The organism is Streptomyces sp. NPDC002209 (assembly GCF_042890265.1).
Lineage (GTDB): Bacteria > Actinomycetota > Actinomycetes > Streptomycetales > Streptomycetaceae > Streptomyces.
Genome location: NZ_JBIARX010000008.1, coordinates 118456 through 140057 on the forward strand (window position 1 = coordinate 118456; position 21602 = coordinate 140057).

The 21602-nt window shown below is 72.4% G+C and carries 3 protein-coding genes; all 3 read left to right on the forward strand.

Annotated elements, in window-relative coordinates; genetic code table 11:
• Window positions 1-41 precede the first annotated feature (41 nt).
• The 3 genes from hemA (at window position 42) to ACFYXK_RS18105 (ending at window position 21591) form a co-directional block, all read left to right on the forward strand.
• Window positions 42-1328 carry a 5-aminolevulinate synthase gene (gene hemA, locus ACFYXK_RS18095; protein WP_389411974.1) on the forward strand — a complete coding sequence of 429 codons (1287 nt, stop codon included), beginning with the start codon at window positions 42-44 and terminating at the stop codon, window positions 1326-1328.
• 20 nt (window positions 1329-1348) lie between these two features.
• A complete protein-coding gene (locus ACFYXK_RS18100) occupies window positions 1349-2869 on the forward strand; it encodes a long-chain fatty acid--CoA ligase (protein WP_389411975.1) in 1521 nt (506 codons plus the stop codon).
• Window positions 2870-2973: 104 nt separating this feature from the next.
• On the forward strand, window positions 2974-21591 hold the full coding sequence (locus ACFYXK_RS18105) for an SDR family NAD(P)-dependent oxidoreductase (RefSeq protein ID WP_389411976.1): 18618 nt from the start codon (window positions 2974-2976) through the stop codon (window positions 21589-21591).
• Window positions 21592-21602 lie beyond the last annotated feature (11 nt).

Below are 21602 nucleotides of genomic sequence, written 5' to 3' on the forward strand. Positions count from 1 at the left end.
TTCGCAGGTCAATCCAACCGCTACGTCGAGAAGGCGAGTGAATGAACGTTCATCTGGCATCATACCTGAGTGGGAACACCGCTGACGATCTTGCTGAAAGCAAGCGTGAGTTCCTGGAGATCGGCCGCCGTTCCGGCCATTACCCCCTGGCCAGTGCGCGGCGCGACGGGGTGGATTCGGAAGTAAGCGTCTGGTGCAGCAACGACTATCTGGGAATGGGTCAGAACCGCCAGATCGTCGAGGCCATGCACGCCGCGATCGATGCCCATGGCGTGGGCTCCGGCGGATCCCGGAACATCGGTGGAACCAACCACTACCACGTCCTTCTCGAAAACGAGCTGGCGGATCTGCACGGCAAGGAATCCGCTCTCCTCTTCACGTCGGGATACACGGCCAACGAGGGGTCCCTCTCCGTACTGGCGGGGCTCCCGCAGGACACCATCGTATTTTCCGACGCGAAGAACCACGCCTCGATCATCGACGGTCTGCGGCACAGCGGCGCGAAGAAGCACGTCTTCAGGCACAATGACGTCGCCCACCTGGAAGAGCTGATCGCGGCCGCTCCCGCGGACGCCCCGAAGCTCATCGTCGTGGAATCGGTCTATTCCATGTCGGGCAACGTTGCGCCGCTCGCCGAGATTGCCGACATCGCGGACAAGTACGGTGCCACGACCTTCATCGACGAGGTCCACGCGGTCGGCATGTACGGCCCGCAGGGCGCCGGCATAGCCGCGCGGGAAGGCATCGCCGACCGGTTCACGGTGGTGATGGGCACCCTGGCGAAGGGTTACGGAACGGTCGGCGGCTACATTGCGGGACCGGCGGCCCTCGTGGACGCGGTGCGCACCTTCTCGCGCTCGTTCGTCTTCACCACCTCGCTGCCGCCGGCGGTCGCGGCCGGTGCGCTGGCGTCGGTCCAGTACCTGCGGTCCTCCGACATCGAGCGAAAGCTCCTCTCGGAGAACGCGCAGCTTCTGCACAGCCTGCTGATCTCGGCCGACATCCCGTTCATTTCGACGGACTCCCACATCGTCGCGGCCTTCGTCGGTGATGACGACCTGTGCAAGCGGGCGTCCCAGCTGCTGTTCGAGCGGCACGGGATCTACGTCCAGTCCATCAACGCCCCCAGCGTGCCCGCGGGCGAGGAGATCCTGAGGATCGCTCCGTCCGCCGTGCACGACCAGAAGGACGTCGAGAACTTCGCCGACGCCCTTCACGGGATCTGGAAGGAACTGGACATCCCGACCGCCAGTGCCCGGGACTGGTCCACGTCCGAGCTCCGCGGTGGCGGCGCCCGCACCGCTGCGGAAGACGGACTGCTGTCGTAATGACCATCTCAGTTGCCGGCGTGCTGGCCGACACGGCGGCGCGGCGACCCGAACACTCGGCCGTGATCTACGAGTCCGAGCACTTCACCTACGGGTGGCTGTGGGAACGGGCACGCCGCTACGCCTCCGTGCTGCGGGCCAACGGGGTACGGCCAGGAGACCGGGTCGCCATGCTCCTGGCCGACACCCCGCAGTTCCCGGCTGTGTACTTCGGCGTGCTGGCGGCCGGCGCCGTCGTGATCCCGCTGAACGTCATGCTGACCGCGTCGGAGATCGAGCACGTACTGACCGATGCCGACGCCCGTTTCCTGGTGTGCGCCGCCCCCTTGCTCGCCCGGGCGAGCGAGGCGGCGGAGCCGCTCGGCACGGTGCTCTTCACGGTCGGCCCGGGCCCCGCGGGCACGGTCGACCTGGAGGACGCGGCACGGGACACGGCGCCGATCGACGATTGCGCGGTGCGGGAACCCGACGACGTCGCGGTCGTGTTCTACACGTCCGGTACGACGGGTGAGCCGAAAGGCGTGATGCTCACCCACCGGAACATTCTGTACAACGTCGAGAGGATGGTCGCCACTCCGTACATGTTCCGGAGTGACGACGTACTGCTCGGGTGCCTTCCGCTGTCGCACGGCTTCGGTCAGATCTGCGGCATGCTGACCGGATTCCGCGCCGGCATATCCATCGTCATGATGCCGAGGTTCTCCGGACGGGAGGCCCTCGCGTTGATGACGGAACACCGGTGCACGGTGTTCATGGGCGTGCCGACCATGTATTTCAAGTTGCTCGATGCGGTGGCCCAGGGAGAGCCGGTTCCTCGGCTCGACCGCGTGTACAGCGGGGGATCGGCGCTTCCGGTCAAGACCCTCGAGGATGTCCGCAGCACGTTCGGATGTCCTGTGTACGAGGGCTACGGGATGACCGAGACCTCCTGCAGCGTCGCCTATCACTATCCCGGCCTGACTTTTCGATCCGGAACGGTCGGTGTTCCGATCACCGGCATCACCGTCGGCATAGCCCGGCCGAATGCCGACAGGATCGAACTCCTGCCCGTCGGCGAGGTGGGCGAGATCGTGGTGCGCGGTCCGAACGTCATGGCCGGATATCTGGGTCGCCCGGACATCACCGCCGAGGTTCTGATGGACGGCTGGTTCCTCACCGGTGATCTCGGCAGGCTGGACGGCGACGGCTACCTCTCGGTCGTCGGCCGCAAGAAGGACTTGATTCTGCGTGGTGGCTACAACGTCTATCCGCGCGAAATCGAGGAGATCCTCCTCGGGCACCCGGACGTGGCGCAGGTTGCGGTGATCGGTGTTCCGCACCCCGTGCTCGGCGAGGAGGTCTGGGCGATCGTCGTGCCTGCCCGGCCGGAGGACGTCACCTCCGGATCGCACGAAGAAATCATCGAATGGGGCAAACAGCGTTTCGCCGCATACAAGTACCCCCGCCGAGTCGAGTTCACCGACGCTCTCCCGACGGGGTCCAGCGGAAAAGTTCTCAAGCGGGTGCTCGTCTCGCAATACGAGTCGACCACCGGCGCGTAGCCGCAAACGAAACAGATTCACACGGGCGTAGCACTCGCAGCACCGCTGCGAGTGCTACGCCTCCGCTCAGGCATCGTACGTAACAATAGGTAGGGCGACCGACCATGGGTGAATTCCAAGCTGACACGTCGACATCGACCGAGGCCATCGCCATCGTCGGTATGTCCTGCCGACTGCCGCATGCGGAGAACCCCGCGCAACTGTGGCAGCTGCTGCGCGACGGCCGCAGTGCGATCGGTGCGCCCCCGGCAGGCCGCCCCGAACTGCCTTCTCGGCCGGGGGGCTATCTCGAGGACGTCAGCGGCTTCGACGCGGGCTTCTTCGGCATCAGTCCGCGCGAGGCGTCGTCGATGGACCCGCAGCAGCGGCTGATGCTCGAGCTCGCCTGGGAGGCACTGGAGGACGCCAGGATCGTCCCGTCCGACCTCGCCGACAGCCGGACCGGTGTCTTCGTCGGCGTCATCGCCGACGACTATGCCGCCCTCACCCGTCAGCACGGGGTCGAAGCCATCACCCGGCACACCCTGACCGGTCTCAACCGCGGCGTCGTTGCCAACCGGATCTCCTACACCCTGGGGCTGCACGGACCGAGTGCGGCCGTGGACACCGGCCAGTCCTCCTCGCTGGTCGCCGTGCACCTGGCAGTCGAGAGCCTGCGCCGCGGCGAGTCCGCCATGGCCATCGCCGGCGGCGTCAACCTCAATCTGGTGCCGGACAGCACCATCGGCGCGGAGCGGTTCGGCGCACTTTCACCGGACGGCCTCAGCTTCACCTTCGACGCCCGGGCGAACGGATACGTACGCGGTGAGGGCGGCGCGTTCGTGGTGCTCAAGCCGCTGCACGCCGCCATGGCGGACGGCGACCCGATCTACTGCGTGCTGCACGGCAGCGCGATGAACAACGACGGGACGACCGAGGGTCTCGCCGCGCCGAGTCCGGCCGGCCAGCAGGACGTCCTGCGGCAGGCGTACGAGCGCGCCGAGGTGTCCGCGGAGCAGGTGCAGTACGTCGAACTGCACGGCACGGGAACCAAGGTGGGCGACCCGATCGAGGCGTCGGCCCTGGGCGCGGTGCTCGGCGACGGCCGCGTGGACGGAGCCGAGCTGCGGGTCGGATCGGTGAAGACCAACGTCGGACACCTCGAGGGTGCCGCCGGCATCGTCGGCCTGCTGAAGGCGGCGCTCTGCATCCGTCATCGCGAGCTCGTGCCGAGCCTGAACTTCGAAACCCCCAACCCGGACATTCCGTTCGACGAGTGGAAGCTCGCCGTGCAGCGAAGCCACGGGGCATGGCCGCGGCCGGACGAGCCGCTCTACGCGGGTGTCAGCTCGTTCGGCGTGGGCGGTACGAACTGCCACGTCGTGCTTTCGGACGGGCGCACCGAGTCGGCGGCGGAAGAGGAGCTGCCCGGCGCCGAGTCGGGCGCCGAGTCCGGCTCGGGTGCGGTGCCGTGGGTGCTGTCGGGCAAGTCGGCCGAGGCCGTGGCCGGTCAGGCGGAGCGGCTGGTGTCGTTCCTGGAGGGGCGGCCGGAGCTGGACGTCGCGGCGGTGGGTCGCTCGCTCGCGCTGTCGCGTGCGCGTTTCGATCACCGTGCGGTGGTCGTGGGGGAGACCCGCGAGGAGCTTCTGGCGGGCGCTGCGGCGCTGGCCGAGGGCATGCCTGCCGCTGGCGTGGTGTCGGGTCGTGCGGTGCCGGGCGGCTCGGGCAAGACGGTGTTCGTGTTCCCGGGTCAGGGTTCGCAGTGGCAGGGCATGGCTCTGGAGCTCTTCGATTCGTCTCCGGTGTTCGCGGCTCGGTTGGTGGAGTGTGAGCGGGCTTTGGCGCCGTTCACGGACTGGTCGCTGCTGGAGGTCTTGCGTGGTGCGCAGGGTGCGCCCGGTTTCGACCGGGTGGACGTGGTGCAGCCGGCGCTGTGGGCGGTGATGGTCTCCCTGGCCGCGTTGTGGCGTTCGGTGGGTGTCGAGCCGGATGCGGTGGTCGGTCACTCGCAGGGTGAGATCGCGGCGGCCGTGGTTGCCGGTGCTCTGTCGCTGGAGGACGCGGCGAAGGTCGTGGCGTTGCGCAGCCGGGCGATCGTGAAGCTGGCGGGTACGGGCGGGATGGTGTCGGTGGCCCTGCCGGCCGACGAGGTCCGTGAGCTCGTCGCCCGTTGGGACGGCGCGATCGACATCGCCGCGCACAACGGCCCCATGAGCACGGTCGTCTCCGGCGACCCGGAGGCCCTGGCCGACCTCGTCGCCCAGAGCGAGGCCAAGGGATACCGTGCCCGCACCATCCCGGTCGACTACGCCTCCCACTCCGCCCACGTCGACCTGCTGGAGGACGAGCTGCGGGAGCTGTTGGCCGGCGTCACCGCGCGTACCGGTGACATCAGCTTCTTCTCCACCGTCACCGGGCAGCCGCTGAACGGCGAGGAGCTCGACGGCGGGTACTGGTTCCGCAACCTCCGCGGGACCGTCCGGCTGGAAGAGGCCACCCGTGCTCTGCTCGGCGACGGGCATCGCGTCTTCATCGAGGTCAGCGCGCACCCGGTGCTCACCTCGGCCCTCGGCGACACGGCCGACGCGGCCGGCGTCGGCGGCACTGTCGTCGTCGGATCGCTGCGGCGCGACGACGGCGGACGGGGTCGATTCCTGGCCTCGGTCGCAGAGGCGCACGCGAGCGGCGTGGAGGTGGACTGGGAGCGGTTCCTGCTGGGTCCGGGTCTGGTGGACCTGCCCACGTACGCCTTCCAGCGCGAGCCCTACTGGCTGGAGGGCACGGCGACCGGGCCGGTCCCGGCCCGGACCGCCGCGGCACGGCGGAGCGCTCCCAAGCGGTCCGCGCGGCGCGGCGATGAGCTGGAACTGGTGCGTGCGCACGCGGCAGCGGTGCTCGGCCACGGATCGGCGCGCGACGTGGGCATCGACACGACCTTCAAGGACCTGGGCTTCGACTCCCTTGCGGCCGTCGAGCTCCGGAACGCGCTGAACAGGGCCACCGGGCTCTCGCTGCCCTCCAGCCTCCTTTTCGACCACCCGACCCCGGCCGTACTCGCCGAACACCTCAGTGGCCGGCTCCGCGGCCTCGACCAGGACCAGGACCCGGACCAGGAGGACGACGCGTACGAGGCCGTGGCCCTCGACGAGCCGATCGCGATCGTGGGCATGGCGTGCCGGCTGCCGGGAGGGATCGCCTCTGCGGAGGACCTGTGGCGTCTGGTCAGCAGCGAGGCCGACGCGGTCGGCGGATTCCCGACCAACCGGGGCTGGGACCTCGATGCGCTCTTCACCCCCGATCCGGACAGCCCCGGCAAGACCTACGCCACCCAAGGCGGCTTCCTGCACGACGCGGACCGGTTCGATGCCGAGTTCTTCGGCATCAGTCCCCGCGAGGCGGCGGCCATGGAGCCCCAGCAGCGGCTGCTGCTGGAGACGGCCTGGGAGGCCTTCGAGCAGGCGGGCATCGACCCCGCCGAGCTGCGCGGCACCCGCACCGGCGTCTACGTGGGCGCGACGGCAATGGAGTACGGGCCGCGGCTGCACGAGCCGTCCGGCGGGTACGACGGCTACCTGCTGACGGGCAACACCGCCAGTGTGGCCTCGGGCCGGCTGGCCTACACCTTCGGGCTGGAGGGCCCGGCGGTGACGGTCGACACCGCCTGCTCGTCCTCGCTCGTCGCGCTCCACCTCGCCGCGCAGTCGCTGCGCCAGGGCGAGTCCTCCGTGGCCATCGCCGGCGGTGTGTCCGTCATGGCCACGCCCGGCATGTTCGTGGAGTTCTCCCGGCAGCGCGGTCTGTCGCCGGACGGGCGCTGCAAGGCGTTCTCCTCGGCGGCGGACGGTACGGGCTGGGCCGAGGGCGTGGGTCTGCTGGTGCTGGAGCGGCTGTCGGACGCGGAGCGGGGCGGGCACCGGGTGCTCGCGGTGATCCGTGGTTCCGCCGTGAACCAGGACGGTGCCAGCAACGGCCTGACGGCCCCGAACGGGCCTTCGCAGGAGCGGGTCATCCGGGCCGCGCTGGCCAACGCCCGCCTGTCGGCGTCCGAGGTGGACGCGGTGGAGGCGCACGGCACGGGCACCAAGCTCGGCGACCCGATCGAGGCGCAGGCGCTGCTGGCCACCTACGGCCAGGGCCGCGAGGAGCCGCTTCGACTCGGCTCGCTGAAGTCGAACATCGGTCACACGCAGGCCGCGGCGGGTGTCGCGGGCGTGATCAAGATGGTCATGGCCATGCGGCACGGGGTCCTCCCGGCGACGCTGCACGTGGACGAGCCGACCTCGCACGTCGATTGGTCGGCAGGCGCGGTGGAGCTGCTGACCCGGGCCCAGGAGTGGCCGGAGCTCGACCGGCCGCGCCGGGCGGGCATCTCGGCCTTCGGCATCAGCGGTACCAACGCGCACCTCATCGTCGAGCAGGTCACGCAGAGCGAAGCTGCCGCGGAGGAGCGGTCGGTGTCGGGTCCGGTGCCGTGGGTGGTGTCGGGCAGGTCGGGGGCCGCTCTGTCGGAGCAGGCGGATCGGCTGGTGTCGTTCCTGGCGGAGCGGCCGGAGCTGGACGTCGTGGCCGTGGGCCGTTCGCTGGCCGCGTCGCGTGCGCGTTTCGATCACCGTGCGGTGGTCGTGGGGGAGAGCCGTGAGGAGCTCCTGGACGCCCTGCGGGCGCTGACCCCGGGCGAGGCCGTCCCGGCGGGTTCGGTGGCGTTCCTGTTCTCCGGGCAGGGCAGCCAGCGTGTCGGCATGGGCCGCGAGCTGTACGCGGCGGAGCCGGTGTTCGCGGCCGCGTTCGACGAGGTCGTCGGGGCGCTGGACGTCCACTTGGACCGTTCGCTCGCCGGGGTGATCGAGGGTGAGCCGGAGCTGCTCCAGCGGACGGCGTTCACCCAGCCTGCGCTGTTCGCGGTCGAGGTGGCCCTGTTCCGTCTGCTGTCCCATCACGGGGTGACCCCCGACTACCTGGTGGGTCATTCGGTGGGTGAGCTGGCGGCGGCCCACGTGGCGGGTGTGCTGTCGCTCGAGGACGCCGCGCGTCTGGTGTGTGCGCGGGCCCGCCTGATGGAGGGTGTTGCCGAGGGCGGGGCGATGGCTGCCCTGAACGCGGGCGAAGCGCGCGTCGCCGGGTGGCTCGAGGGTCGTTCCGGTGTGGACGTGGCCGGGTTCAACAGCCCTGCAAGCACCGTGATCTCGGGCGACGAGACGGCAGTGCTCGAAGTCCTGGAGCTGGCTCGCGGGGAGGGCGTGAAGGCGACGCGGCTGAAGGTGAGCCACGCTTTCCACTCCGCGCACCTGGACGCAATGCTGGCGGAGCTCACCGAGGTCGCCCGGACCCTCACCCATTCGGCTCCCCGGATCCCGGTCGTCTCGAACGTCACCGGTGAGGTGGTCGAGGAGTTCACCGCCGAGTACTGGGCCGTTCAGGCCCGTTCGGCGGTCCGCTTCGCCGACGGCATCGCCACGCTGGCCGGTCTCGGTGTGACGGCGTTCGTGGAGCTGGGTCCCGACGGGACGCTTGCGGGTCTGACGGGCGAGTGCCTGGCCGACACCGAGGGCGTCGTCGTGGTTCCGGTGCTGCGCAAGGACCGTGCCGAGAAGCGCTCCCTCCTCGCCGCCCTGGGCGCGGTGCACGCGCATGGCGTGGACGTGGACTGGGAGGGGTTCCTGCCGGGTTCCGGCGTGGTGGAGCTGCCGACGTACGCGTTCCAGCGTGAGCGCTTCTGGTTGGACGCCCCGCGTTCCGGTGATGCGGCGGGTCTGGGCCTGACGGCCGTGGACCACCCGCTGCTCGCCGCGATGATCACGGAGCCCGATGGCGATGCGGTGCAGTTCTCGGCTTCGGTGTCGACGTCCTCGCATCCGTGGCTGGCCGACCACGCGATCGGCGGGACGGTCCTGGTTCCGGGGACGGTGTTCCTGGAGCTCGCGGGCACCGCGGCCGAGCAGCTGGGTTACGCCACCGTCGAGGAACTCACCCTCCAGGCACCCCTGATCCTCTTCGAGAGGACGGGCGCCCAGCTGCGGCTGACCGTCGACCGGGCCGACGCGCGCGGCGATCGTCGGTTCACCGTGTACTCGCGGACCGGCGAAGAGCAGTGGACCGCCCACGCGACCGGCCTGCTCACGTCCTCCGTCCCCTCGCCGGGCGTTCCCCTGGACCAGTGGCCCCCGGCCGATGGCACCCCCATCGCACTGGACGGCGTCTACGACCGCCTCGACGACCTGGGCTACGGCTACGGACCGGCCTTCCACGGCCTGCGCGCCGCCTGGCGCGCCGGCGACGACCTCTTCGCCGAGGTCGCCCTGCCCGACCGGCTCCACGCCGAAGCCGCGCGCTTCGGCCTGCACCCCGCCGCCCTCGACGCGGTCCTGCACCCGCTCGTGCTGGAGGCCGCGGCCTCGGCGCAGGACGACAGCACGATCCGTCTGCCGTTCTCGTTCTCGGGCTTCGTGCTGCACGCGGTCGGTGCCACGGTGCTGCGCGTCCGCTGGACCCGTACCGGCCAGGACACGGCCCGTCTCGCTCTCGCCGACGGCGCCGGCGCTCCGGTGGCGGCGATCGAGTCGGTCGCCCTGCGGCCGATCGCCCGCGATCAGCTCGCCGCTGCCGGTCCGGCCGTGGAGTCCCTGTACCGGGTGGGCTGGGAGGCCGTCCCGGCGGCCGAGCCGGTCGCCGACCAGCGGTGGGTCCGGCTGGGCGAGGCGCCCTACGCCGACCTCGCCGCGCTCGGCGCCGCGGTCGACGCCGGATCTGCCGTACCGGAGTTCGTGGTGATCGGCGAGCAGGAGCTCGTCGTCGGCACCACCGGCGATGTGCTCGACCAGACCCACGCCACGGCGGCGCGCGGGCTGGAGGCGGTGCGGGAGTGGCTGGCCGCCCCGCAGTTCGCGGAGAGCCGCCTCGTCCTCGTCGTGCCGGACGGCGCGCTGCACACGGCCCCGCTCGTGGGCCTGGTCCGTACGGCGCAGACCGAGCAGCCCGACCGGCTGGTCCTCGTCCACGCGGACGAGGGCGGTCGGCAGCTGCTGCCCGCCGTGCTGGCTTCGGGTGAGCCCGAGGTGGCGGTGCGGGGCGGCGAGTTGTTCGTGCCGCGTCTGACGCGTGCTGCGGGTGCCGTGGCGGGTGCGGTGGAGGGCCTGGACCCGGAGGGTACGGTCCTGGTGACCGGCGCTCTGGGCACGCTGGGCCGTCTGGTGGCGCGCCGACTGGTGACGCACCACGGAGCGCGGCACCTGCTGTTGGTGTCGCGTCGTGGTGGTGAGACCCCGGGTGCCGCCGAGTTCGTGGCGGAGCTGGCGGAGCTGGGTGCGCGGGCCCGGACCGCGGCGTGCGACGTGTCGGACCCCGACGCGCTCGCGGCTCTGCTGGACGAGGTCGCGGTCGAGCGTCCGCTGACTGCCGTGGTGCACACGGCGGGCGTCCTGGACGATGCGACGGTCGCGTCGCTGTCGGCCGGTCAGCTGGAGCGGGTGATGCGTCCGAAGGTGGACGCGGCCTGGAACCTGCACCGCCTCACCGAGTCCCTCGGCCTCGCCTCGTTCGTCATGTTCTCGTCCATCGCGGGTCTCATGGGCAACGCCGGCCAGGCCAACTACGCGGCCGCGAACACCTTCCTCGACGCCCTCGCGCAGCACCGCCGCGCCCGGAACCTGCCGGCCACCTCCCTCGCGTGGAGCCTGTGGGACAGCGCCGACGGCATGGCCGGAACCCTCGCCGACGCCGACGTCGCGCGGTGGAAGCGCAGCGGAATCGTCGCGCTGACCCCGGAACTGGGTCTCGAGCTGTTCGACGCGGCGCTCGCCTCGGCCGAGCCGCTGCTGGTCCCCGCCGAACTCGACCTGGGCGCCCTGCGCGCCCGGGCCGAGGAGAACGCGCTCCCCGAGCTGTTCACCGGCCTGGTCCGCGTCCGCCGCCGGCAGGCGGCCGGCGCCGCCCGCGGCGCCGACACGTCGTGGGTCCAGCGGCTGGTCGCGCTGCCCGCGCAGGAGCGCGCGCAGGCCGTGCTGCAGACCGTACGGGAGACCGTGGGGCTGGTTCTCGGGCACGGGGCCAACGCCGACATCGACCCGGCCAGGGCCTTCAAGGACACCGGCTTCGACTCCCTCATGGGTGTCGAACTGCGCAACCGGCTCAACTCGGTGACCGGGCTGCGACTGCCCACCACCCTCGTGTTCGACCACCCGTCGCCCCAGGCGGTGGCGGACGCCCTGCTGGAGCGGCTCGACGCGACCGGAGCGCCCGCCGTCCCGTCGGTGACCGCCCACGCCCCGGGACTGGACGAGCCGATCGCCGTGGTCGGCATGGGGTGCCGCTACCCGGGCGGGGTCACCTCGCCGGAGGGCCTGTGGCGGCTCGTGGCGGAGGGCCGGGACGCGATCGACGAGTTCCCGTCCGACCGCGGCTGGGACGTGGACGGCCTCTTCGACCCGGACCCCGACAAGATCGGCAAGTCGTACACCCGCAAGGGCGGATTCCTCTACGAGGCAGCCGAGTTCGACGCCGAGTTCTTCGGTCTGAGCCCGCGTGAGGCGATCGCGACCGACCCGCAGCAGCGTGTGCTGCTGGAGGTCGCGTGGGAGGCGCTGGAGCGTGCCGGAGTCGACCCCGCCTCGCTGCGCGGTTCCTCGACCGGTGTCTACGCGGGCGTGATGTACAACGACTACGGATCGAGGCTGGGGAGTGCTCCGGAGGGCTTCGAGGGGCACTTGCTGACGGGCACGATCTCGAGTGTCCTGTCGGGCCGGGTGGCCTACACGTTCGGTTTCGAGGGACCGGCGGTGACGCTGGACACGGCGTGTTCCTCGTCGCTGGTGGCGGTGCACCTGGCCGCTCAGGCACTGCGCCAGGGCGAGTGCTCGATGGCACTCGCCGGCGGTGTCACCGTGATGTCCACGCCGACGACCTTCGTCGAGTTCTCGCGTCAGCGCGGTCTGTCGCCGGACGGGACCTGCAAGTCCTTCGCGGCTTCGGCGGACGGCACGGGCTGGGCCGAGGGCGCGGGCATGCTGGTGCTGGAGCGCCTGTCGGACGCCCAGCGGCTCGGGCACGACATCCTCGGTGTGATCCGTGGTTCCGCGGTCAACCAGGACGGTGCGAGCAACGGCCTCACCGCCCCCAACGGGCCCTCGCAGGAACGCGTCATCCGCCAGGCCCTCGCCAATGCCCACCTCGCTCCGCACGAGGTGGACGCGGTCGAGGCGCACGGCACCGGTACCCGGCTCGGTGACCCGATCGAGGCCAACGCGCTGCTGGCCACCTACGGCCAGGACCGCGAAGAGCCGCTGCGGCTGGGATCGATCAAGTCGAACATCGGTCACACGCAGGCTGCCGCGGGTGTCGCGGGCATCATCAAGATGCTGATGGCGATGCGCAACGGGGAGCTTCCGGCGACGCTGCACGTGGACGAGCCGACGCCGCACGTCGACTGGTCGACGGGTGCGGTGGAACTGGTCACCGAGCGTCGGGCGTGGCCGCAGGTGGCGCGTCCGCGTCGCGCGGCCGTGTCCTCGTTCGGCATCAGCGGTACGAACGCGCACGTGGTCCTGGAGCAGGGCCCGGAGCCGGTCGTGGCCGGTGAGCCGGTGGTGGCGGGGCTGCCGCTGGTGGTCTCGGCGAAGAGCGAGGCGGCCCTGGCGGCGCGTGCCGGCCAGGTGCGCGAGCTGCTGGCCTCGGAGGACGTCGACCCGGCGCGGGTGGCTTCGGCTCTCGCGACCCGGGTCCCGCACCTCCCCTTCCGGGCGACGGTTTCGGGCGCCGGCCGGGACGAGCTGTTGGCGGGCCTCGGAGCGCTGGCCTCGGGCGGTTCCGCGGCGAACCTGGTGCAGGGCGCGGTCACGGGCTCGGGCAAGACGGTGTTCGTGTTCCCGGGTCAGGGTTCGCAGTGGCAGGGCATGGCTCTGGAGCTCTTCGATTCGTCTCCGGTGTTCGCGGCCCGGTTGGTGGAGTGTGAGCGGGCTTTGGCGCCGTTCACGGACTGGTCGCTGCTGGAGGTCTTGCGCGGTGCGCAGGGTGCGCCCGGTTTCGACCGGGTGGACGTGGTGCAGCCGGCGCTGTGGGCGGTGATGGTCTCCCTGGCCGCGTTGTGGCGTTCGGTGGGTGTCGAGCCGGATGCGGTGGTCGGTCACTCGCAGGGTGAGATCGCGGCGGCCGTGGTTGCCGGTGCTCTGTCGCTGGAGGACGCGGCGAAGGTCGTGGCGTTGCGCAGCCGGGCGATCGTGAAGCTGGCGGGTACGGGCGGGATGGTGTCGGTGGCCCTGCCGGCCGACGAGGTCCGCGAGCTCGTCGCCCGTTGGGACGGCGCCATCGACATCGCCGCGCACAACGGCCCGCGTTCCGTGGTGGTCGCCGGAGAGGTGACCGCTCTCGAGGAGATGGTCGCCCACTGCAAGGCCAACAAGATGCGCGCCAAGCGCATCCCGGTCGACTACGCCTCCCACTCCGCGCACGTCGAAAGCCTGCGGGACGAGCTTCTCGACGCCCTGTCCTCGCTCACCCCGCGCCCCGTCAAGGTGCCCTTCCTCTCCACCGTCACCGGACAGCCGCTGAACGGCGAGGAGCTCGACGGCGCGTACTGGTTCCGCAACCTCCGCCGGACCGTCCAGCTGGAGGAGGCCACCCGGACCCTGCTCGACCAGGGCCACCGCGTCTTCATCGAGGCCAGCGCCCACCCGGTGCTGACCATCGCGCTCCAGGAGACGATCGACGACACGTCCTACGACGGCGCCGTCACCGTGCCCTCGCTCCACCGCGACGAGGGCGGACTCGACGACTTCCTCGCCTCCGCGGCGCAGGCCCACGTCTCGGGCGCCCCGCTCGACTGGACTGCCGTGGTCGGCGGACCCGGCGCGGTCGTCGACCTGCCGACCTACCCCTTCCAGCGCAGGCGCCACTGGCTGGAGGGCCCGGCGCCCGCCGGGGACGCGGGCGGGCTCGGCATGGCCGCCGAACGGCACCCGCTCATCGGCGCCGCGCTCTGGACGGCCGACGAGGACAAGCTGGTCCTGAGCGGCAGGATCGCCCTGAACACGCATCCCTGGCTGGCGGACCACGCCGTGGCCGGCACCGTGCTGCTCCCCGGTACCGCCTTCGTGGACCTCGCCATCCGGGCGGGCGACCACACGGGCCTCGACCAGCTCGACGAGCTGACCCTCCAGGCACCGCTGGTGCTGGCCGGCCGCGGCGGAGTCCAGCTCCAGGTCGTGGTCGACGCCCCGGACGAGGAGGGCCGGCGCGCGCTGTCGGTCCACTCCCGCCCGGAGCCCGAGTCCGACGACGCCGCGGTCCACCCGTGGACCCTGCACGCCACCAGCGTACTGGGTCACGCGCAAGGACGTGCGGGCGTACCGGCCGACACCGCCTGGCCCCCGGCCGGCGCCGAGCCGGTCGACCTGACGGCGGCGTACGACACGCTCGCCGAGCGGGGCTTCCAGTACGGGCCCACCTTCCGGGGCCTGCGGGCGATGTGGCGCGCCGGCCAGGAGACGTTCGCCGAGGTCGCGCTCCCGAAGGACGTCCCCCCGGGCGCGTTCGGGATCCACCCGGCCCTCCTCGACGCCGCCCTGCACCCGCTGGCGCTCGCACAGGACGGCCGCCTGGCGCTGCCGTTCGCCTGGACCGGCGTGCGGCTGCACGCGGTGAACGCCGGCGTGCTGCGCGTACGGATCACCCCGGAAGGCTCGGGCGCCGCCCTGTCCCTCACCGACGCGAGCGGTGCGCCGATCGCATCGGTGCAGACGCTCAGCCTGCGGGCCGTGGACCCCGCGCGGCTCGCCGGCTCGGGCACCCCCCGCCGGCCGCTGCTCCAGGTGGAGTGGACGACCGCCCCTCAGGCCGCCCCGGCCGCCGGATGGGCCGTCCTCGACGACTTCGGCCACGGTCTGCCCGCCCCCCTGGGCAGCTACTCGGACCTCGCCGGCATCGTCGGGACCCCGCCGCTCGTCGTGGCCCCCTTCCCCGGCGAGGACGGCCCCGGCGCCGTGGCGCACCGGGCCCTGCGGCTGGCCCAGGAGTGGCTCGCCGAGGAGCGGTTCGCCGACTCGCGCCTGGTCTTCGTGACCCGTGACGCGACCACCGCCCGCACGGAGGCCGGACTCGGCTCGGCTCCCGTCTGGGGGCTGGTGCGTACCGCCATGGCCGAGAACCCCGACCGGTTCGGCCTGCTGGACCTGACGGACTGGGACCTCCCCGAGGCCGAGCTCGGCCGTGCGCTGGCCGTACCGGACGCGCAGGTGAGCCTGCGGGACGGGGCACTGCTCGTGCCGCGGCTGGTCAAGTCGCCCACGACGGACGACACCGTGCCCGCCCTGAACCCCGGGGGCACCGTGCTCATCACGGGCGCCACCGGCACCCTGGGCCGGCTGTTCGCCCGCCACCTCGTCGCCGAACACGGCGTACGGCACCTGCTGCTGGCGAGCCGCCGCGGCCGGGACGCGGCGGGCATGGCGGAGCTGGAGGCCGAACTCACGGCCCACGGGGCCGACGTGTCCGTGGCCGCCTGTGACACGGCCGACCGCAGCGCGGTCGCCGCGATGCTGGACGCGATCCCCTCGGAGCACCCGCTCACCGCGGTCCTGCACACCGCCGGCGTCCTCGACGACGGCACGCTGCACGCCCTCACGGCCGAGCAGCTCGACACCGTGCTGCGCCCCAAGGTCGATGCCGCCCGGCACCTGCACGAGCTGACGGCCGGCCTGGAGCTGGACGCGTTCGTCCTGTTCTCCTCGCTGGCCGGTACGGTCGGCACCCCGGGACAGGCCAACTACGCCGCCGCCAACACCTATCTCGACGCCCTCGCGCAGCACCGCCAGGCCCTGGGCCTGCCCGGTACGTCGCTGGCCTGGGGCCTGTGGGCCGAGGGCAGCGGGATGACCGGTCACCTGACCGACGCCGACCTCGCCCGCCTGTCCCGGGGCGGCGTCGCCCCCATCGGCAGCGAGCAGGGGCTGGCGCTGTTCGACGCGGCCCTCGCGACCCGTCGGCCGGTGCTCGTTCCCGCGCTGCTGGACCACACCGGACTGCGGGCACAGAGCGAGGACGGCACGCTGCCCGCGCTCTTCCACGGCCTGGTGCGTCCGGCGCGGCGCGCCGCCGCCGGCGAGCAGGCGGGAGGGAACTCCCTCCAGGAACGCCTGGCACCCCTGACCCCCCAGGACCAGGAGCGCGCGCTGCTGGAACTGGTCCGTGGCGTGGTGGCCTCCGTACTGGGGCACACCGACGCAGGCCAGGTCGCGCCCGACCGGGCCTTCAACGAGCTGGGCTTCGACTCGCTCAAGGCAGTGGAACTGCGCAACCGGCTGAACGCGGCCGCAGGTCTGAAGCTGCCCGCGACGGTGGTGTTCGACTACCCGAGCACGGCCGAGCTGGCCGGCTTCCTGCGGACCGAACTGCTCGGCTCGGCCGCCGCGGTGGCCGTGGCCGAACCGGTCGCCGGCGCCTCGGACGAGCCGATCGCGATCGTCGCCATGGCCTGCCGCTACCCCGGCGAGGTCAGCTCCCCGGAGGAGCTGTGGGCGCTGCTGTCCGACGAGCGGGACGCCATCGGCCCGTTCCCGGACGACCGCGGCTGGGACCTGGACGGCCTGTACGACACGGACCCCGACCACGTGGGCACCTCGTACACCCGGCACGGCGGATTCCTCTACGAGGCCCCGCAGTTCGACCCCGAGTTCTTCGGGGTGAGCGCCCGGGAGGCCGTCGCCATCGACCCGCAGCAGCGCCTGCTGCTGGAAATCTGCTGGGAGGCCTTCGAGCGCGCGGGCATCGACCCGACCTCTCTCAAGGGCAGCCAGACCGGTGTGTTCGCCGGTGTCATGGCCAACGACTACGCGGCACGCCTGAAGGACGCCCCCGAGGCCCTGGAGGGCTACCTGGCGGTCGGCAGCACGGTCAGTGTCGCCTCCGGCCGCGTCGCCTACACCTTCGGCCTGCAGGGACCGGCGATCACCGTCGACACCGCCTGCTCCTCCTCGCTCGTCTCCGTCCACCTCGCCGCCCAGGCGCTGCGCAACGGCGAATGCGGGCTGGCCCTGGCCGGCGGTGTGACCGTACTGGCCGCGCCCACCCTGTTCGTGGAGTTCAGCCGGCAGCGCGGCCTGGCACCGGACGGCCGGTGCAAGCCCTTCTCCGCGCAGGCGGACGGGGCGGCCTGGGCCGAAGGCGCCGGAGTCCTCCTGCTGGAGCGGCTCTCCGACGCCCGGCGCAACGGCCGCCGGATCCTCGGCGTGATCCGCGGAACCGCCGTCAACCAGGACGGTGCGAGCAACGGCCTCACCGCCCCCAACGGCCCCTCCCAGGAGCGGGTGATCCGTCAGGCCCTGACCAACGCGGGCCTGACCACGGCGGACGTGGACGCGCTGGAGGCCCACGGCACCGGCACCACGCTGGGCGACCCGATCGAGGCCCGGGCCGTACTCGCCACCTACGGGCAGGAGCGCCCGTCGCCCCTCCTGATGGGCTCCCTGAAGTCCAACATCGGACACTCCCAGGCCGCCGCCGGTGTGGCCGGCGTCATCAAGATGGTCATGGCGATGCAGCACGGGGTGCTCCCCAGGAGCCTTCACATCGACGAGCCCAGCCCGCACGTGGACTGGTCCGCCGGCGAGGTGGAACTGCTCACCGAGGCGGTGCCGTGGCCCGAGTCCGAGCGGCCGCGCCGGGCAGGCGTGTCCTCCTTCGGCATCAGCGGCACCAATGCCCACGTCATCGTGGAGCAGCCGCCGGCCGAGGGGACGGTCCCGCCGGCCGAGCCGATGCCGGTCGTGCCGCTGCTGCTGTCCGCGCACAACGACGCGGCCCTGCTGGCGCAGGCCGACCGGTTGGGTGCGGCCCTCGCCGACACCGGGCAGCAGGACCTGGCATCGACGGGCCGGAGCCTGGCCGTCGGACGGGCCGGACTGCCGCACCGCGCCGTGGTGGTGGCCTCCACCGCCACCGAAGCGGCCGGCGGATGCGCGGAACTGACCGTGCGGGGCACACCCGTGGACGGCCGTACGGCCTTCCTCTTCACCGGTCAGGGCAGCCAGCGACTCGGCATGGGCCGGGAGCTGTACACCGCCTACCCCGCCTACGCCCGGGCCCTGGACGCCGTATGCGAAGAGCTCGACCGATGGCTGGAAACCCCGCTGCTCGACGTCCTCTTCGGTGAGGACCCGGCGCCGCTGGACCAGACCGGCTTCACGCAGGCCGCCCTGTTCGCAACCGAGGTCGCGCTCTTCCGGCTCCTCGAAGGCTGGGGCGTACGGCCGGACTTCCTCGCGGGCCACTCCATCGGCGAGCTGGCCGCCGCGCACGTCGCCGGCGTGCTCTCGCTGTCGGACGCGGCGCAGCTCGTCGCGGCCCGCGGCCGGCTGATGCAGGCACTGCCCGGCGGGGGCGCGATGCTCGCCGTGCAGGCCGAGGAGCAGGAGGTGCTGCCGCTGCTCGCCGGACGGGAGGACCTGCTGGACATCGCCGCAGTCAACGGGCCCACCTCCGTGGTGCTCTCGGGCGACGCGGAAGCCGTCGAGGCCGTCGGAGCCGAACTCTCCGCCCGGGGACGCAAGACCAAGCGGCTGCGCGTCAGCCACGCCTTCCACTCCCCGCACATGGACGCGATGCTGGACGAATTCCAGACGGTCGCGAAGGGGCTCGTGTTCGCCGCGCCCACCATCCCGATCGTCTCCACCCTGACCGGGCGGCTCGTCGGCGCCGAGGAACTGACCACGCCCGAGTACTGGGTCCGGCACGTCCGCCGGCCCGTGCGCTTCCTGGACGCGGCACGCGCCCTGGAGGCCGAAGGCGTACGGACCTTCCTGGAGCTCGGCCCGGACGGCGTGCTCAGCGCGATGGGACAGGACTTCCTCGACGCGGGATCGCTCCTGGTCCCGGTGCTGCGCGGCGGGCGCCACGAGCCGCACACCGCAGTCACCGCCCTGGCCCACGCCCACGTACGGGGCGTTCCGGTGGACTGGCGCGCACTGTTCGGCGAGAACGCCGGACCGGCCGCGGACCTGCCGACCTACCCCTTCCAGCGCCGGCGCTACTGGCTCACCGAGGGGCCCGGCGGCGGCGACGTCACCTCGGCCGGACTCGACTCCGCACGGCACCCGCTGCTCGGGGCCGCGGTCGCGCTCGCCGACTCCGACGGTGTCCTGTTCACCGGCCGGATCTCGGCCCGCAGCCACCCCTGGTTCGCCGACCACGCCGTCGCCGGGACCCTGCTGGTCCCGGGCACGGCCCTGGTGGAGCTCGCGCTCCACGCGGGCGCCGCACTCGGCTGCGAGCGCCTGGAGGAACTCGCCCTCCAGGCACCCCTGGTCCTTCCCGACGAGGGTGCGCTCCAGCTCCAGATCACCGTCGGCGGCCCCGACGGAGAAGGCCGCAGGCCCGTCGCCGTCCACTCGCGCGGGGACCGGGAGGGCGACGTCTGGAACCGGCACGCCACCGGAACCGTGGTGGCCGCCGTTCCCGTCGGCCCCGAACCCGACCTCGCGTCCTGGCCTCCGGCCGGCGCCGAAGCCCAGCCGGTCGAGGACCTGTACGACCGCCTCGCCGACCAGGGCTACGACTACGGCCCCGCCTTCCAGGGCCTGCGGGCGGCATGGCGTTCGGGCGAGGACCTCTACGCCGAGGTACGGCTGTCCGTCGACCCCGATGGATTCGCCCTGCACCCGGCACTGTTCGACGCCGCGCTGCACGCACTGCTCCTGGAGGAGTCGGCCGAACTGCGGCTGCCCTTCTCCTTCGGCGGCGTCCAGCTGACCGGGCCCCGGACCGGCACCCTGCGGGTCAAGCTGTCGGCCGGCCCGGACGGAACGGTCGCGGTCGCCGTCGCCGACGAGACGGGCGCACCGGTCGCCACCGTCGCATCGCTCGCCCTGCGGGCCCTGCCGGCGGGGGCCGCGCTGACCCGCCCCTCCGACCAGCACGTGTACGCGGTGGAACGGGCCGGCGTGGAACTCCCCGCCGGTGGCGACACGACCGTCGTGGTCCTCGGCGAGGCAGACCTCGGCCGGGCCGACCTCGGCCGGGCCACCGAGCACCACGCCGACCTGGCCTCCCTGGCCGCCTCGACGGCGGCCGGCGCGCCCGCACCCGACGTGGTCGTCCTTCCGGTACGCCCGGCCACCGTGCAGGAGACCGGCCGGGTCACGCAGGAGGTGCTGGCGGTACTGCGGCAGTGGCTCGCCGGCGACGCGCCGGCCGGAGCGCGGCTCGCCGTGCTCAGCACCGGGGAACTGGCGCACAGCGCACTGTCCGGGCTGATGCGGACCGCCGAGTCGGAACACCCGGGAGTCTTCCAGCACGTGATCACGGACGGCCTGCCGGCCGGCGGCGAACTGCTCGCAGCGGCCCTGGCCGATCCGCGACCGCAGCTCGAACTGCACGAGGGACGGGCCTACGTGACCCGGCTCGCCAAGGTCCCGCACCCGGTCCGGACCCCGGACGCCGACGACGCGTTCGACCCGGAGCGCACGGTGCTGATCACCGGTGGCACGGGCGCACTCGGAGCCCAGGTCGCCCGGCACCTGGTGACCGGCCGCGGCGCCCGTCGCCTGCTGCTCACCAGCCGGCGGGGCGGGGCGCAGGACCTGGTCGCCGAACTGACGGCGCTCGGCGCGGACGTACGGGTCGCGGCATGCGACGCGGCCGACCGCGACGCGCTGGCCGGGCTGCTCGCCTCGATCCCGGACGAGCACCCGCTCACCGCGGTCGTGCACGCGGCCGGAGTCGTCGAGGACGCCACCCTGGAGGCCATGAGCCCGGAGAGCCTCTCCCGGGTCCTGCGGCCGAAGGTGGAAGCCGCCTGGAACCTGCACGAGCTGACCGCCGGACTGGAGCTGACGGACTTCGTCCTCTTCTCTTCCGTCGCCGGCCTGGTGGGCAACGCCGGACAGGCCAACTACGCCGCCGGCAACACCTTCCTGGACGCGCTCGCCGAACACCGGCGCGCCGAGGGCCTGCCCGCCGTGTCCCTCGCCTGGGGCATGTGGCAGGACGGGATGGCGAGCGACCTCGACCGTGCCGACCGGGCCAGGCTCGCCCGCAACGGGATCCTGCCGATGGCGACCGACCGGGCACTCGCGGCCCTCGACACGGCCCTGGCCGGAGCCAAGGCGCCACGAGCCGACGGCGAGGCGGGGACCCGACCGGTGCTCGCACCGGTGGCACTCGACCTCGCGGTGCTGCGGAGCCTCGGGGACGCCCTGCCCGAGCCGTACCGGGGCCTGGTGCGCACCGAGCGCCGGGCCGGCCCGCCTGCCTCCGCCCCGGCGGAGATCCCGCTGGCGCAGCGGCTCACGGGCCTGGACGCGCAAGAGCAGCAGCAGCTGCTGCTCGACCTCGTCAGGGAACAGGTCGGCATCGTCCTGGCCCACCCGGCCCCGCGGACGATCGACGTCCAGCGCGGACTGCTGGACCTGGGCTTCGACTCCCTCACCGCGGTCGAACTGCGCAACAGGCTGACCACCATGACCGGACTGCGGATGTCCAGCACGCTCGTCTTCGACCACCCGACCACCCAAGCCGTCGCCGAACACCTGCGGGGCGAGCTGGTCGGCGAAGCGGCAGACCCGGTCCAGACGGCCCTGGACGCACTTGAGGCCGCCCTCTGGGCCGCCGGAGCGTCGGACAGCGACGGACCGGCAGGCGCGTACACCGCGCGACTGCGCGGCCTGCTTCGGGCGATGGACGGCGCCACCGACGGCGCCGACATCGACCTGGCGACCGACGACGAACTCTTCGCAGCACTCGACAACGAACTCGGCAGGTAGACATGAACAAC